Raw genomic sequence first — 14,680 nt, 5'->3', positions numbered from 1 at the left:
ACCGGTGCGACCGGGGCGCCCGCGGTCACCGCGAGGAGGGGAGCCAGCCGTCCTGCACGGCGTGGACTCCGGCCTCGAAGCGGCTGCGGGCGTCCAGGCGTTCCATCAGATTGGCGGCGATCCGGCGGGCCGTGCGGGGCGAGACGCCGAGGCGTTTGGCGATGGCCTCGTCGGTGTAGCCCTGGGCGAGCATCTTCAGCACCGCGCGCTCCTGCGGCGGCATGTCCTTCGCCCCGCACTTGGGGGTGCTGCCCAGCGGGATCGCCGTGCTCCACACGCTCTCGAACAGGGCGCACAGCGCCGCGACCGTCCCGGCGCCGCGCAGCACCACCCCGCCGGCCCGGGCGTCGCTGGTGTCGATCGGCAGCACCGCCTGGCTCCGGTCGAAAATGATCATGCGGATCGGCAGGTCGGGCACGGTGCGGACCTGCCCGCCGTGCTGGTGCAGCCAGCTGACGTGCTCCAGCGTGGGCGCGTGGTTGCGCACGCTGTCGAGGTAGACGGTGCGCATCCGCACCCCGCGGCCGAGCAGGTCGGCGTTGGGCCTGCGGCTGGCCGCGAGGTCCTCGGCCGAATGCGCGCCGCCCGGAGCGAAGGTGGTGACCTCGGTCCGCGCGGAACCGGCGAGCTGCGCGAGCCGCTCCCGGATCGCGTCGGGCCCCAGCAACTGCTCGGAGGTCTGGTCCAGGGCGCGCGGGCGCAGCGCCGAACACTCCGCGATCAGCTGGGCGGCCGCGGCACGGGAGGCTTCCACCCGCATCTGCTGGGCCGCCAACTCCGCCTGCTGGCGGGCCAGCAGCACCTCCATCGCCGTCTCCGGGTCTATCGCCCGGAACCCTATGCCCTCCCTGCCCGAAGGCTGGATCAGCGCCAGTTCACTGAGCCGGTCCAGTCCTCTTCGTATTCGTTCCTCCGTCAGGCCCAGCCGGGCAGCGAGCGCCGCCACACCGTCCAGGGGATTGGTCAGCATCCCCCGGTAGATGGCTTCGGCTTCAGCATCGAGTCCCAGAACGTCCAACATGATGCAGTCCCCCTGGCATCATCAAACTCACTGAGTTCGAAACTTAGTGCCCCTGAGCTTACTGATGTTGAACTCCCGATGCTCCGGAGATGACGGTGCGGCCGGTTCCGGCCAATTTGGCCAACGTTCAACCAACTGCGCCGCGGCCCGCGCACCGCGTACGCGAGGGCCGTCGGGGGGTGGCATACGCCTGCCCACGGCAGGTGGCGGCCGGGTGGCGGCCGGGCGGTCCTTGGCCGGTGAATGCACCGGCCCCGGTGGCCGGCACCCTCACATCCTGGCCAATTTATGCCCTCCGGCCCGGCGCCACGAGTGACTTTTTATGCCATGGCACAAACCGTCCACCCCGACCTGCTGCCCTGCGGAATTCCAGCGCAGAAGATGAACACATGTATCTGATTCACGTGCGCCTTCAGGGCCCGGACGGCACAGCGGATCGGCCCGACCTGGCCGCGATCGTCACGTCGTGCGCGGAAAGAGAGGACGGCCTTGAGCACGTCACGGTCCACAAGGGCCCTCGCGGAGAGGTCACGCTGGGCCTTTTCCTGCTCGCCGGCAGTCTCGCCGCGGCCGAGGACAGCGCCGGGCGGCTCGCGGAACGGGCCGTGGCGCACCACCCCGACCTGCGCGGATTCCAGGTCGTGACCGCCGAGGCCGTCCTGGTGCCCGGCCCCTGGTGGGACACCTGAGCCGTCCGTCGCCGCAGGTCGCGGTGGACGTCTTAGGACAGTGCATGTTCCGTCCAGTCGATCTCTGTTCCCTCCGGCCCGGCGGTCGAGCACAGTGGAGACATCGGCGGAAACGAGAGCAGCCGATGAACCCCAGGGAATCGCCCCTGAAATCCGCTCGTCACCGAAGGAGATAATTCCGTGCCGGCTACCCGTGTCTCCAGAATCGTCGCCTCCGCCCTTCTCGCCGCGGCCGGAATGACATTGACGGTGAGCTTCGTGGACCACGTTCAGCACATTCCCGGAGTAGTCGAGGCCGAGCAAAGTGCCACCACGACGGTCGAGACCCCGGACGACGTCACCTGGGGAAAGTGAGCATCCCGCGGATCCGGTGCTGAACCGCCGAAGCACATCGGGGGACAGAAGAAATGGAATTCCTCGTTCTGGGTTCGCTGGAGACGCGCGAGGCGGGTGAACCGGTCCGCGTGCGGGGCAGGCGCCAGCAGAAACTCCTGGCGTTGCTGCTCCTGAACGCCAACCGGGTGGTGCCGGTGGATGTGCTGGTGGACGAGCTGTGGGAGGACCCGCCGCCGTCGGCACGCCCGCAGGTCCACAACGCCATCCGCGACCTGCGCCGCATCCTGTCCGCGGCCGAGGACACCAGCCTGGTGACCATGGACGTCGGGTACCGGCTCATGGTCCCCGACGACGCCGTGGACGCCCACCGCTTCGCCAAACGGGTCCGTGCCGCCAAGACGGCCGAGCGGGAAGGACGGCTCACCGAGTCCGTCCGGATACTGCAGTCGGCGGTGGATCTCTGGCGCGGCGACGCCTTCGCCGGCATCCCCTGCCCGGCGGTCGCCTCGGCCGCGGTCAAACTCAACGAGCAGCGGCTGACCGCCCTCGAGGACCTCATGGCCCTGCGGCTGCGCAACGGCGAAACCAGCTCGCTGGTGGGGGAGTTGCACGCGCTTCTCGCCGAGTACCCGCTGCGTGACTCGCTGCGCGGCAGCCTGATGCTCGCCCTCTTCCGCAGCGGCCGGCAGGCCGACGCCCTCGCGGTCTACGACGTCGGCCGGCGGTTCCTGGCGGAGGAACTCGGCCTGGAGCCGAGCCAGCACCTGCGGTCGCTGCACGCGGAGATCCTCGCCGACTCCCCGGCGGCGCACGGCCCCGGCGCGGCCGGCCTCGCGGTGAGCCCGGAGCGGACGCAGCGCGAGGAGCGCCCCGCACACCGCTTGGCCGCGCCCGCCTCGGGCCGGTGCGGGAACTATGTGAACTACCTGCCCCATGACCTGACCGACTTCACCGGCCGCGCCGACGAGCTGGACTCCCTGCTGGACGCGGCCGGACAGGAGCACGGCGAGTCGCCCCTGATGATCGCGGTGGACGGGATGGGCGGCGTGGGCAAGACCACCCTCGCCGTCCACGTCGCCCACCGCGTCACGACCCGCTACCCGGACGGCCAGTACTTCATCGGACTGCACGGCTTCAGCGCGCACCGGCCGCCACTGCCCCCCGAACAGGCGCTCGCCACCCTCCTCCAGGCGAGCGGCGTGCCCCCCGAGGAGATCCCCGGCAGCCTGGAGGAGCGCAGCGCCCTGTGGCGGTCGCGGCTGGCGGGCGAGCGGTGCCTGGTGGTCCTGGACGACGCGGCGGACACCGCCCAGGTGACGCCGCTGCTGCCCGGCACCGGCGGCGCGCTCGTCCTGGTGACCAGCCGCCGCAAACTCACCGCGCTGGACGGCGCGTTGCCGCTGTGGCTGGATGTCCTGCCGCACGAGGACGCGGTGTCACTGTTCGTCCGCATCGCCGGAAAGCAGCGCGCCGCCCGTGAGCCCGAGCAGGTCGACCGGGCCGTCGAGCTGTGCGGCCGGCTGCCGCTGGCCATCCGTATCGCGGCGACCCGGCTGTGCGGCCGGCCCGCGTGGGCCATCGCGGACCTCGTCGACCGGCTCGCGAGCACCCCGCAGCGGACCCGCTGCCTGCAGACCGCCGACCGCGACCTGATGTCCATGCTGCGCACGTCCTACCAGCATCTGAACCCCTCCCAGCGGTGGTTCAGCCGGCTCATCAGCCGGCACCCGTCCCCGTCGTACGACGTCGATCACGCGGCCGCGGTCACCGGGCTGCCGGTCGGCGACGTGGAGCGCCACTTCGACGTACTGATCGACAACAACCTCATCCGGGAGGACACCCCGGCCCGGTTCTCCTTCCACAACCTGATCCGCGACTGCACGCTCGACCTGCCGGTCGAGGAACCGGAGCCCTCGTCACCGGCGGTGCCGGACGGGCAACTGGCGGCTGCGGCCACGGCGTAGCCCCACCTGTGCTCATCGTGCCCAGCACCAGGTGCTGAGCCGGGCCGCGCAGGCCTCCCGCACGGCCGCCGCGGCCTGCGTCCCTCCGGCACCCGCGGGCGCGCGCCGGCAGCGCCGTGCCCGCCGGCCCGTCAGATCCCGCTGACCCAGGCCACCGTGAACGGTGTCTCCGGTGTCCCCGGGCCCATCGGGCCGCCCTTGTCGAACTGCGGGCCGCACCGTGATGGCCGGCGCCGACGCCCGCGCGGTACGCGTGGAGCGGGCCCTGGCCGCCGAGTTCACGGACGAGGAACGCACGGCACTGACCGGACTCCTGGGCCGCTGCGTGGCCCTGCTGGAGAAGGAACGCACCTGAGGCGCGGCACCTGAGGCCCCGCGCCCGAGGCCCCGCGCCCGAGGCCCCGCATCCGAGGCCCCGCGCCCGAGCCAACGCACCGCCCGGCCGGCCCGGACGCCGGGCCGGCCAGGCGGTTCGGTCTACGCCCGCGCCAGCCCGGACTTCACCCCCGCCCCGCACAGCGGCACCACCGCCGACTTGCCCCCGAGCGCCCCCTCGCGCACCGCCGCCCAGCAGACGGCCGCCGTCGACTCCACGTAGAGGCCCCGGGAGGCGAGGTCCAGCTGGGCGTGCCGGATCTGGTCCTCCGTGACGGTCCGGAAGGTGCCCCCCGAGTTGCGTACCGCGCGCAGGATCTGACGGGCCCGGGGCGGTCGCGCGATGGCGATGCCCTCGGCGAACGTGGGGGCCGCGGCGATCGGCTCGGCCACGTCCTCCGCGCCCTCCTCCCACGCCCGGGCGAGCGGAGCGACCGCCGCCGCCTGCACCGCCCACAGCGCCGGACGCCGGTCCAGCAGGCCGGCCGAGTACAGCTCGGCGACCGCCAGCGCCGCGCCCAGCAGCAGCGTGCCGTTGCCCACCGGCACGACCAGGACCTCCGGCAGCCGTCCGCCCAGGTCCTCCCACAGTTCGTGGACGTAGGTCTTGGTGCCGTGCAGGAAGTACGGGTTGAAGACGTGCGAGGCGTAGAAGGTGTCCGGCTCGTTCGCCGCCCGCCGGGCGGCCGCACCCGCCGCCTCGCGGCCGCCGTCGACCACCTCCACCCGCGCGCCGTGCGCCTCGATCTGCTCCAGCTTCTTCGCCGACGTGCCCTCGGGCACGTACACCGTGCACGGCAGCCGGCCCCGGGCGCAGTACGCGGCGACCGCCGTACCGGCGTTGCCGCTGCTGTCCGCGACCACCCGGCGCGGCCCCGCACGCAGCGCCAGTTCGGCCAGCATCACCGCGCCCCGGTCCTTGAACGACAGCGTCGGCATCAGGAAGTCCAGCTTCGCCGAGATGCCGTCGGTCAGCGGGACGAGCGGGGTGCGGCCCTCGCCGAGCGACACCGAGGGCGCCGACAGCGGCAGCGTCTCGGTGTACCGCCACAGGGAGTTCACCCGCCCGGTGAGGGACTTCAACGGCGCCGGGGTGGGGGCGAAGTCGAGATCGAGGGGGCCATGGCAGGACGGGCAGCACCAGGCGAGGGAGTCGCCGGGGATGCGGACGCCGTCGACGGGGCAGTAGCGGTCCGGCAGAGGTGTCATGAGCGCAGGTTAGAGCGGCGCCGCGGTTCTGCAGGTCACCCAGGGCCGTAGGCCGCCGAGTGCGCGTACGGCGTCGGGTCGGTGACCCAGCCGGCCACGAGGGCGAGGCGCGTGTGACGGTGGACGGCGAGGAAGCCGAAGGGCCGGTCGAACGTGGCCCGGACGACGGTGGTGGTGTGGCGGTACTGGGGCGGGCCGCCCCCGGGCACGGCGGCGACGGCCGTCGCCGCGGCGGCGCGGAAGCCGAGGGCGCCGAACCGGGCGACGACGGACTGCCGGGCCGACCCGAGGGCCAGGGGGGCGTCGCTGATGCCGGGGAAGTGCCCCTGTCCGGGGTCGGTGGCCGCGCTCAGCCCGAAGAGCTGGTGCAGGGCCGCGAGATCGTGGTGCGCCGTCACCTCGTACGCCACGGTCGTGACGTCCAGCAGCGGTGGCTGGGGGGTGGTGCAGGGCTCCTGTTCGACGCGCAGACCGGGGCCGGCGTTTCCGTGCGGGAGCAGGGCGCCGGACACCGGCCGGTGCGCACCGCCCAGCAGGTTGATGCCCGCCCCCAGCACCTGGCCGGGCGTCATCCGCTCCTCGCCCAGCAGCAGATGGACGTCGATGCCGTTGTCGCCGGGCACCGTGAGCCTGGTGACGTACCCGGCGGGCGTGTCGGTCGCTCCGATGCGGTCCAGCCGGATGCTCCTGCGGTGCAGCCCGAGCAGGGTGCGGCCCCGCCAAGGTCCGGCGTCGGGCTGCAGCATCCGCTCGTCGAAGGGGCGCTGCCAGTCGGTGCGCAGGGCCAGCGCGCTCGCCAGGACCAGTACGGTGTCCGGCGTCAGCGCGACCGGCATACGTCCGATCAGCCCGCCGGTGCGCTCCGCCACCCAGGTGTCCAGCGCCCGCCCGGTGGCCTCGGGGTCGTCACCGAGCACGCCGTGCGCCTCGGCCGGCAGCCCCGCCCGCCACTCCTCGCGGAGCGGAAGGGTGTGCCTGGTCCACAGCCCGAGGGCCGCGCCCAGCCCCGGCACGGTCCGCAGTGCTGCCAGCAACTCCCGTGCGGCGGCGGCCGACTGGCCGGCGGGCAGCCCCACCGCCCGGGCCAGCTCGGTGCGCGCCGGTCCCGTCGCGCCGTCGGCGAGGAACGCCAGCAGCGGCCAGACCCCGGCCGCCGAGTGGACGGTGCCGCCCGTGGTCGCTTCCGCCCAGCGGGCGGTCAGCCCGTTGACGGCCCGGACCGTCCCGTCGATTTCAGGGGTCGCCCCGCCGATCGCGTCGGCCGTCCCCACGCCCGCCTGCATTTTGTTTCCGTCCCCCCGCCGCGCCGCAAAATCCCACGCGAAGGCTATCGTCGCCCGCATCGGAAGATCTGCTCGGCCCCGGCGCCGCGGCCGCCTCCCGGTCCGTCGGGAAGCGGTCACCGCGTGCAAGGCTCTGGGCCCGGCCGTCGCTTGGCGGGGTCCGGCACCGCGGGGCGGGGAGGGGCCGGTGAGCGGCGCCGAGGTGTGGCGTCGGCCATGGCGGGGAGAAAGTGCCTGGGTAATCCCCCCGACACCGCATGTCATCACATCGAGTGATTGTCTGGCCTTTGCTTGCGTGTCACAACCTACGGTTGCCAGGCTGTTGCTGTCTGTACAACCTGATAGGAGCGGCCAGTGACTTTCGGTGAGCAGCCGGCGTACCTGCGCGTCGCGGGTGATCTCCGCAAGAAGATCGTCGACGGTCTGCTGCCCCCGCATACCCGCCTGCCCTCCCAGGCCAGAATCCGCGAGGAGTACGGCGTCTCGGACACGGTCGCCCTGGAGGCGCGCAAGGTGCTCATGGCCGAGGGGCTCGTCGAGGGCCGCTCCGGCTCGGGGACGTATGTGCGCGAGCGCCCCGTGCCCCGCCGGATCTCCCGCTCCGGATTCCGCCCGGCCGGCGGGGCGACCCCCTTCCGGCAGGAGCAGACGGACGCCGAGGCGCGTGGCACCTGGGAGTCCAGCAGCGCGCAGACCGAGGCCGGCGGTGCGATCGCCGAGCGGCTCGGCATCCGGCCCGGCGACCGCGTGATGTGCACCAAGTACGTGTTCCGGGATGCCGGCGAGGCGATGATGCTCTCCACCTCCTGGGAACCGCTTGCCGTGACCGGCCGCACTCCCGTCATGCTGCCCGAGGAGGGCCCGCTCGGCGGCATGGGCGTCGTCGAGCGCATGCGCGCCATCGACGTCATCGTCGACAACGTCACCGAGGAGGTCGGCGCCCGTCCCGGTCTCGCCGAGGAACTGCTCGCCCTGGGGGGAGTCCCCGGCCATGTCGTGCTGGTCATCCAGCGCACCTTCTACGCCTCCGGCCGCCCCGTGGAGACCGCGGACGTGGTAGTCCCCGCCGACCGCTACCGCATGGCGTACCACCTGCCGGTGAAGTGAAGGGACGGGTGTCGCTGCCGGTGAGGTAGTGCACGCCCGTGCACGCCCCCGAGGCGGTCGCCGGTGCCGTCCGCCGGGCGCCCGCCCCGTGCGGGCGCTCGATTCTGGCCGTTTTCGCAGGTCGCCCCGGCGGCTGCCGCATGCCCCCGACCGGACCCCCGGGTGCCCACGGACGGCGCGTTCGTCACCGTGCGCCCCCTGCGTACTGGCTGGTTACCGGCTGGTTGTGTACCTCTTTGTGAAAAGGCGTATTCGGTGCGTGAAGGTTAGGCGTAGGCTCGGGCATATGCGAATTGCGGTTTCCTTAGCGGGCGGGGCGCGGCGGGGTCCGGAAGCGGGAAGCGGCCGGGCCGGGGCGGGAAGGAGCGGTGGGGCACGATGAACGACGGCACGGTCATTCTTCCCTGGCTCGTCATACGGCAGGACGACAACGGCAATCGCTACCGCGTGGGCCGGTACGCCACCCGCGCCGAGGCCCAGAAGATAGCGGACAGCCTCGACGGTCAGGGCCGCAAGCAGCTCTACTGGGTCGAGCACCTCGGCCAGAACGGCAACGGCAGGAGCACCGCCGACTGACCCTCTCTCGCTCCCGTTGTGAGTTTCCTGTTGCGGCTTTTCGGCGGCCCCTTTCGGACTCCTGGCCGATCCCCGCGTCAACGCTTCAGAGCTGCTTGACTCCTTTGCCTACGTCTTTTCGAACTCCTCGTCATCTTCTGCGGAACCCGTCGGCCTACGCCCCCGAGCTCGCCGCCGGCCCGCCTGCGAACCCCTTCGCCCGCCCCGGTCGCTCTGCCGTAGGCTCCGGCGCATGACCGAACGGACCGTGGTGGTGGGTGCCGCCCTGCTCGACGGTGGCCGCCTGCTCGCCGCGCGCCGCAGCGCGCCGCCCGAACTGGCCGGTCGCTGGGAGCTGCCGGGCGGCAAGGTGGAGCCCGGTGAGCGCCCCGAGGCCGCCCTCGTACGCGAACTGCGCGAGGAACTCGGCGTGGACGCCGAGCCCGTGGAGCGCGTTCCGGGCAGCTGGCCACTGCGGCCCCCGTACGAACTGCAGGTCTGGACCGCCCGTCTGCGCCCCGGCTCCGCCCGTCCCCGGCCGCTCGAGGACCACGACGAACTGCGCTGGCTCGCCCCCGCCGAGATCTGGGACGTGCCCTGGCTGGACCAGGACGTCCCCGCGGTACGCGCGACGCTCACCCGCCTCGGCGGCGGCCCGGGGGAGGCCCGGAGCGCGTAGGGCTCGCGTCGCCCAGGCGCGTAGGGCTCACGTTTCCGGGGCGGACGCGTAGGGCTCGTCTCGCCGGGCTGCGTGAGGATCCGCGCCGGGCGCGTGAGGATTCGTGCCGGGCGCGCGTGCGCCATTCGTGCCACTGCGCGGGGTCCCGCGCGGTACTGGCTCCCTGATACCGGGTATGTGCCCATTAACCCCATGAAACAGGACATGGGCGGCTTCGCTGGCCTGGGAAGTGATCGGCGTGATCGACACCGAAGAAGACTGCGCCGAGTGGACGTTCCCCGCGCATCCCGGCGTCGTGCGTGCTGCCCGCGCCGTCGTCCGCAGCCAGTTGCACACCTGGCACCTCGACGGCGTCGCCGACACCGCGGCCCTGCTGGTGAGCGAACTGGTCACCAACTCCCTGCGGCACGCCGAAGGTCCCATCGGAGTTCGGCTGGTGCGACCCGCGGGGCTGCCGGACGTGCTGGTGGTGGAGGTCTCCGACTCGCTGCCCGATCCGCCCCGCGAACGCCCCGCCCGCCCCGACGACGAGAGCGGCCGCGGGCTGCAACTGGTGGCCTCCTCCTCGCGCCGCTGGGGCAGCCGCCCGGGCGCGGCCGGCAAAACGGTCTGGTTCGAACTGGCAGTGCCGCGGTGACGGGGGGCCCAGCCGCCCGGCCGTACCGGCGTACGGCCGGTTCTGGTCGGTGCCGGTTGCCGACGGGCGTGATTCGACCGGGTCTTGCCTGGTTAGAAGACTGGTTGTGTTGCCACGGCCGGACCGAAAGACATCGGGATGGTCCTGTGATCGTGAACACCGTGTTGTGCGGCACCGTAGTGCTGGATACTGTGGGCAGCCGCCCCAGGTGACCGGTGCCGGGCGCGGTGAGCTGGAGGGGACGGTTCGCGTGAGCGAGATACCAGCGAAGGCCACGGAGTCCGAGGACCCGTCGGACGGCGCGAGGACGGACACCGCGGTCGGTACTGCCGCCGACGAGGTGCCGCCCGTGGACGCGATGTGGCAGAGCAGTCCGCCCGGCTCCATGTACGACTACATCAAGCTCGCGTCCTTCTCCATCGGCTCCGACGGTCATGTCGACCAGTGGAGCCTGCGCGCCGAGCAGCTCTTCGGCATCCCCGCCGAACGCGCCGTCGGCATGGACCCGATCGAGTCCTTCATCGACCCCGACCTTCGCGAGCGGGGCCAGCGGAAGATGGCCGAGATCCTGGACGGCCGGGAGTGGACCGGCGTGGTCCCCTTCCGGATGCCGGCCACCGAGGACGGCGTACGCGGCGCACGGGCACTGGCCGAGGTCTACGTGATGCCGACCCGGACGGCTGAGGGCGACAAGGCCGCAGTCTGTATCGTCGTCGATGTCCGCACCCTGCGCAGCATCGAGACCGATCTCGCCGCATCGCAGGCAATTTTCGGACAATCTCCGTTCGGCTTCCTGCTCATCGACCCCGACCTGCGGGTGCGCCGCGCCAACCAGCGGTTCGCCTCCACCTTCGGCGGCACACCGGACGACCACCGCGGCAAGGGCGTGCACGACTACCTGCCCCGCGCCGAGGCCGAGCGGGTCGCCGCGACCCTGCGCCGGGTCCTGGAGTCCGGCGAGTCCATCACCGACATGCACGTGACGGGCTTCGTACCGGGCTCGGAGGAGCGCCGCCACTGGTCCGTCAACCTCTACCGGGTGCACAGCGGATCCGGCCGCCCCATCGGCATCGCCTGGCTCGGAACCGACATCACCGCCCGCCGCGCCGCCGCCCGCGAGGCCGCCGCCGCACGGCGCAACCTCGCCCTCCTCAACGAGGCCGGCGCCCGTATCGGCAACTCCCTGGACCTGGAGACCACCGCCCGCGAACTCCTCGACGTGGTCGTCCCCGGCTTCTGCGACCTCGCCACCGTCGACCTGTACCAGGGGCTGCTGGTCGGTGACGAGACCCCGCAGGGGCTGGCCGACGGCAGCGCCGAACTGCGCCGGGTCGCCTTCGCCAGCGCCGTCTCCGACGCGCCGTTCACCGGCGTCGGCGCGTCCGTGGCGGTCGGCGCCGTGCACCACTACCCCTTCAACTCGCCCTGCGCGGACGCCCTGCGCACCGCGCGCCCGCAGGCCGTCCCCGGCGAGGACGGCGGCCTGGTGCAGTCCACGCTGGCCGTGCCGATGGTCGCCCACGACACGGTCGTGGGACTGGCGCAGTTCGCGCGGACCAAGGGCAGCGAGCCGTTCGGGGAGCGCGACCGGGGCCTCGCCGTCGAGCTCGCCGCCCGCGCCGCCGTCTGCATCGACAACGCCCGCCTGTACCGGCGTGAGCACGAGCGGGCGCTGATACTGCAACGGTCCCTGCTGCCGCCCGGCGACCCGGAGGCCTCCGGCCTCGACATCGCCTGCCGCTACCTGCCCGGCAACTCGGCCACCGCACGGCCCAGTGAGGTCGGCGGTGACTGGTTCGACGTCATCGAACTCCCCGGCCACCGCACCGCCCTGGTCGTCGGCGACGTCATGGGCCGCGGTCTGCGCGCCGCCGTGGCCATGGGCGAACTCCGCACGGCGGTGCGGACGCTGGCCCTGCTGGACCTGGAACCGGCCGAGGTGCTCTCCCAGTTGGACGAGATCGCGCGCGGGCTCGGCGCGCCCGGAGGCGTCCAGCAGGCGACGCGCGCGGCCCGCAGACCACGCGAGGCCGACCTCTCCGAGGTCTACCTGGCAACCTGCGTCTACGCCGTCTACGACTCGGTCACCCGAAGGTGCACCTTCGCCAACGCCGGCCACCTGCCCCCGGTGCTCGTCGAACCCGGCGAGGCCGCCCTGATGCTGGACGTCCCGCCCGGCATGCCGCTCGGCGTCGGCGGGGAGCCGTTCGAGGAGGTGGAGGTCGAACTCCCGGAGGGCGCCCTCCTCGCCCTCTACACCGACGGCCTGGTGGAGTCCCGTGACCACCCGCTGGACGAGGGCCTGCAGGCGTTCGTCGGCGCCCTGACCGATCCCGGCCGCCCGTCGCCCGACCGCCACTCCTCGAGGACGGCGGCGCGCGCCGACACCCATCGGGACCTGGAGGACGTCTGCGACCACGTCCTCAACACCCTCGACACGCACCACGGCGAGGACGACATCGCGCTGCTGATGGCCCGCGTCCAGGGCCTGCCCGCCGAGTCCGTCGGCGACTGGACCCTGCCGCGCGAGCCGCGCAGCGTCGGCCGCGCCCGCGAACAGGCCCGCGCCCAACTGCTGAGCTGGGACCTGGAGCCGCTGGTCGACACGACGGAGCTCCTCGTCAGCGAGCTGGTCACCAATGCCCTGCGATACGGCGAGGGCGAGATCAGACTCCGGCTGCTGCTCGACCGGACGCTGGTCTGCGAGGTGTGGGACTCCGGGCTCGTCCAGCCGCGCCGCCGCCGCGCCCGCGACACCGACGAGGGCGGCCGCGGCCTCCAGCTCGTCGGTCTGCTCAGCGCCGCCTGGGGTTCCCGGCGCACCCCGCGAGGCAAGACGGTGTGGTTCGAGCTGCCCCTGCCCGACGGGGAGACCGGCCTCACCGACCCGGCGGAGGCTCTGCTGAGCCTCTTCTGACCCGGCGTCCCCGGCCGCTCGGCGGGGCTCGCGCGGTCGGCCGGGACGGTTGCGGCCGGGCCGGTCCGGTCCGCGCGGGCTTTCCGGTCGCCGGTGTCCCGAGCGGTTGTCTGCGTCGCCGCGTCCAACGTGATCGCGGGCGGTGTCGAAGGGCTCGCGGACCTCGGCGTGCCCAAGCGGTTGCGGGTGAGGGGGTGTCCACAGCGGTTGCGGGCGGTGGGCGGTGTCTAAAGCGGGTGCGCGCGTCGGCGGGCTCGGGTGCGGGGGCCGCCGAAGCCGGCGGGTGGTCCGCCGTCGGGGTCCTCGCCCAGCAGCACTCCGCCGAGGATCGCCGCGGCCACCCCGATCGCGGGCTCGGCCGCTCCGGCGTACGGATTCCCGTGCACCCGTACGTCCTGCTCGGCGAGTTCGCGGGCCTGACCGGCGAGGGCGTCGGCGGCCACCGGGTCGGTCGCCAGCAGCCGCAGCGCCTCCGCCAGCCGGGTACGGGCCGTGTCCGCGACCGCGCCCCGGTGCGTGGTGACGAAGTCGTCCGCGCCCTCGGCGGCACTGCGGGCGACGAGCGCCGAGGCCGCCGCGAGGACCCCCGTCCCGCCCACGCCGAGTGGGGCGGTGGCCCGCACGATCCGGCGCAGCGCGTCCAGCGGGTCGTACGGCCTGGCGGTCAGCGCTTCCCGTACGGCGGTCAGTACCAGGTCGGCGTGCGCCGCGCGGGCCAGCAGCTCGCCGACGGGCACATCGGCCGAGCCGACCACGGCCGGCGCCCCACCGGACGCGACCGCCGTGGCCTCGGTCCCCTTGCGGACCTCCGCGAGCTCCGCCTCCGCTCCGGTGAGTGCGGCCGGCACCAACTCCGTGGCCGCCGCGAGTTCCGTGGCGAGCCGGTCGACGCCCGCCACGAACACGGCGGCCTGCGCCACGGCACCCTCGGCGGCACGCAGCGCCGAGGCGGCCGCGCGGCCGCTTCCCGCATCGGCCCGCTGCCGGGCCCGGTTGAGGCAGGCCGTGGCGAACAGGAGCCGCTCCTTGGCCTGTTCGCCGTGTCCCACGACGGACGTGACGGCCGAAGACCCGTACCGCTTGCCGAGCGAGGCGAGTGCCGACTCCACCGACCCCGTCCGCCCGGCCAGCTCCCGGAACCGTGACTCCGCGATGTCCAGCGCCTCGCCCCCGGCCCCCTCCAGGTCACGCAGCCGGTCGAACCCCGCGGCCTGCGCGTCCAGCCGCCGGCCCGCCTCCTCGCAGCGGCCGACGATGCCGGCGAGCATCTGCCGCCCGGCCGTCGCCTCCCGTGGAACGCCTTGGTCGTATCGCCGGCGCATCCGGAAGGCCGCCGCCAGCTCCGCCTCGGCCTCCCGCACCGCCTGAGCGAACGGTGCGACGGCCGCGGCGCCGAACCGGGCCTCGGCGAAGGCGAGTTCCTCCCGGCTGGTGCGCACCCAGTCGTCGGCCCGGACCAGCAACTCCCGTGCCTGCTGGTCCAGTTCCCCGTCGGGCGAGGGTGCCTGCGGCGGTGCGGGTCCGCCGCCCGGAGTCGTACGGGTCCTTGCCCGCCGGGTCCGCCGTACGTACCCGTACCCGGCGAGCACGCCCGCCGCCCCGACCGCGACGAGCGGCAGGACGAGGTCGGTGGTCGACGTCTCGTCCTGTTGCGGTGCGGCGGCGCACGTGGCCGGGCCGGCCCGGGCGGACGCAACCGCCGCCTCGGCGTCGATCGTCACTCCCGGCAGTACCAGCCACACGATCCCGGCCGCTCCGCCCAGCACGGTGTGCGCCACCCGCACCGCCATGGGTGCGGTCACGCGCCGCCGCCGGGGCGCCCGGAACTGGGATGACGTCACGTTTGGGAGCGTATGGCGGCCCGGGCGGCAACGCGACCGGGGCCGCGTCAGCGGTGGGGCGGGCGGG

The 14,680-nt window shown here is 73.5% G+C and carries 13 protein-coding genes; 9 read left to right on the top strand and 4 right to left on the bottom strand.

Features of this window, described 5'->3' with window-relative positions:
* Nucleotides 1-25: 25 nt before the first annotated feature.
* Nucleotides 26-1,021, bottom strand: a complete 996-nt coding sequence (locus AB0A61_RS21495; protein WP_361294284.1) for a LuxR C-terminal-related transcriptional regulator — start codon at nucleotides 1,019-1,021, stop codon at nucleotides 26-28.
* 389 nt (nucleotides 1,022-1,410) lie between these two features.
* Here AB0A61_RS21495 and AB0A61_RS21490 point away from each other — a divergent pair, with 389 nt between their 5' ends.
* The 4 genes from AB0A61_RS21490 (at nucleotide 1,411) to AB0A61_RS21475 (ending at nucleotide 4,365) form a co-directional block, all read left to right on the top strand.
* Nucleotides 1,411-1,710 (top strand): hypothetical protein, encoded by a 300-nt coding sequence (locus tag AB0A61_RS21490; RefSeq protein ID WP_361294281.1) that lies wholly within the window; start codon nucleotides 1,411-1,413, stop codon nucleotides 1,708-1,710.
* 180 nt (nucleotides 1,711-1,890) lie between these two features.
* Nucleotides 1,891-2,064 carry a hypothetical protein gene (locus tag AB0A61_RS21485; RefSeq protein ID WP_361294278.1) on the top strand — a complete coding sequence of 58 codons (174 nt, stop codon included), beginning with the start codon at nucleotides 1,891-1,893 and terminating at the stop codon, nucleotides 2,062-2,064.
* A gap of 53 nt (nucleotides 2,065-2,117) precedes the next feature.
* Nucleotides 2,118-4,010, top strand: a complete 1,893-nt coding sequence (locus tag AB0A61_RS21480) for a BTAD domain-containing putative transcriptional regulator (protein WP_361294276.1) — start codon at nucleotides 2,118-2,120, stop codon at nucleotides 4,008-4,010.
* 223 nt (nucleotides 4,011-4,233) lie between these two features.
* Entirely contained in the window at nucleotides 4,234-4,365 is a 132-nt protein-coding gene (locus tag AB0A61_RS21475; protein ID WP_361294273.1) for a hypothetical protein, read from the top strand.
* Between the two features lie 122 nt (nucleotides 4,366-4,487).
* Here the strand turns inward: AB0A61_RS21475 and AB0A61_RS21470 are convergent, their stop codons facing one another.
* Nucleotides 4,488-5,594 carry a pyridoxal-phosphate dependent enzyme gene (locus AB0A61_RS21470; protein WP_361294270.1) on the bottom strand — a complete coding sequence of 369 codons (1,107 nt, stop codon included), beginning with the start codon at nucleotides 5,592-5,594 and terminating at the stop codon, nucleotides 4,488-4,490.
* Between the two features lie 35 nt (nucleotides 5,595-5,629).
* Entirely contained in the window at nucleotides 5,630-6,877 is a 1,248-nt protein-coding gene (locus AB0A61_RS21465) for a serpin family protein (protein WP_361294267.1), read from the bottom strand.
* A 354-nt stretch (nucleotides 6,878-7,231) separates the two neighbouring features.
* Between AB0A61_RS21465 and AB0A61_RS21460 the strand changes: the two genes are divergently transcribed.
* The 5 genes from AB0A61_RS21460 to AB0A61_RS21440 all read left to right on the top strand — a co-directional run bounded on the left by AB0A61_RS21460 (nucleotide 7,232) and on the right by AB0A61_RS21440 (nucleotide 12,772).
* The gene (locus AB0A61_RS21460) at nucleotides 7,232-7,984 is read left to right on the top strand and encodes a GntR family transcriptional regulator (protein WP_361294264.1); all 753 of its coding nucleotides are present in this window, start codon (nucleotides 7,232-7,234) and stop codon (nucleotides 7,982-7,984) included.
* Nucleotides 7,985-8,362: 378 nt separating this feature from the next.
* Complete coding sequence (locus AB0A61_RS21455; RefSeq protein ID WP_361294261.1) at nucleotides 8,363-8,560, top strand: SPOR domain-containing protein; 198 nt, start codon at nucleotides 8,363-8,365, stop codon at nucleotides 8,558-8,560.
* 232 nt (nucleotides 8,561-8,792) lie between these two features.
* On the top strand, nucleotides 8,793-9,218 hold the full coding sequence (locus AB0A61_RS21450) for a (deoxy)nucleoside triphosphate pyrophosphohydrolase (protein WP_361294258.1): 426 nt from the start codon (nucleotides 8,793-8,795) through the stop codon (nucleotides 9,216-9,218).
* A gap of 229 nt (nucleotides 9,219-9,447) precedes the next feature.
* Nucleotides 9,448-9,855, top strand: a complete 408-nt coding sequence (locus AB0A61_RS21445; protein ID WP_361294255.1) for an ATP-binding protein — start codon at nucleotides 9,448-9,450, stop codon at nucleotides 9,853-9,855.
* 250 nt (nucleotides 9,856-10,105) lie between these two features.
* Nucleotides 10,106-12,772, top strand: coding sequence for a SpoIIE family protein phosphatase (locus AB0A61_RS21440; protein ID WP_361294252.1), 2,667 nt, complete (start codon nucleotides 10,106-10,108; stop codon nucleotides 12,770-12,772).
* Between the two features lie 227 nt (nucleotides 12,773-12,999).
* Here AB0A61_RS21440 and AB0A61_RS21435 read toward each other — a convergent pair whose 3' ends face one another.
* Nucleotides 13,000-14,613 (bottom strand): hypothetical protein, encoded by a 1,614-nt coding sequence (locus tag AB0A61_RS21435; RefSeq protein ID WP_361294249.1) that lies wholly within the window; start codon nucleotides 14,611-14,613, stop codon nucleotides 13,000-13,002.
* Nucleotides 14,614-14,680: the final 67 nt, after the last annotated feature.

Source organism: Streptomyces sp. NPDC046197 (assembly GCF_040646295.1).
Taxonomy (GTDB): domain Bacteria; phylum Actinomycetota; class Actinomycetes; order Streptomycetales; family Streptomycetaceae; genus Streptomyces.
The sequence above is the reverse complement of the archived record's forward strand: the minus strand, read 5'-3'. Positions and strand labels throughout refer to the sequence as shown.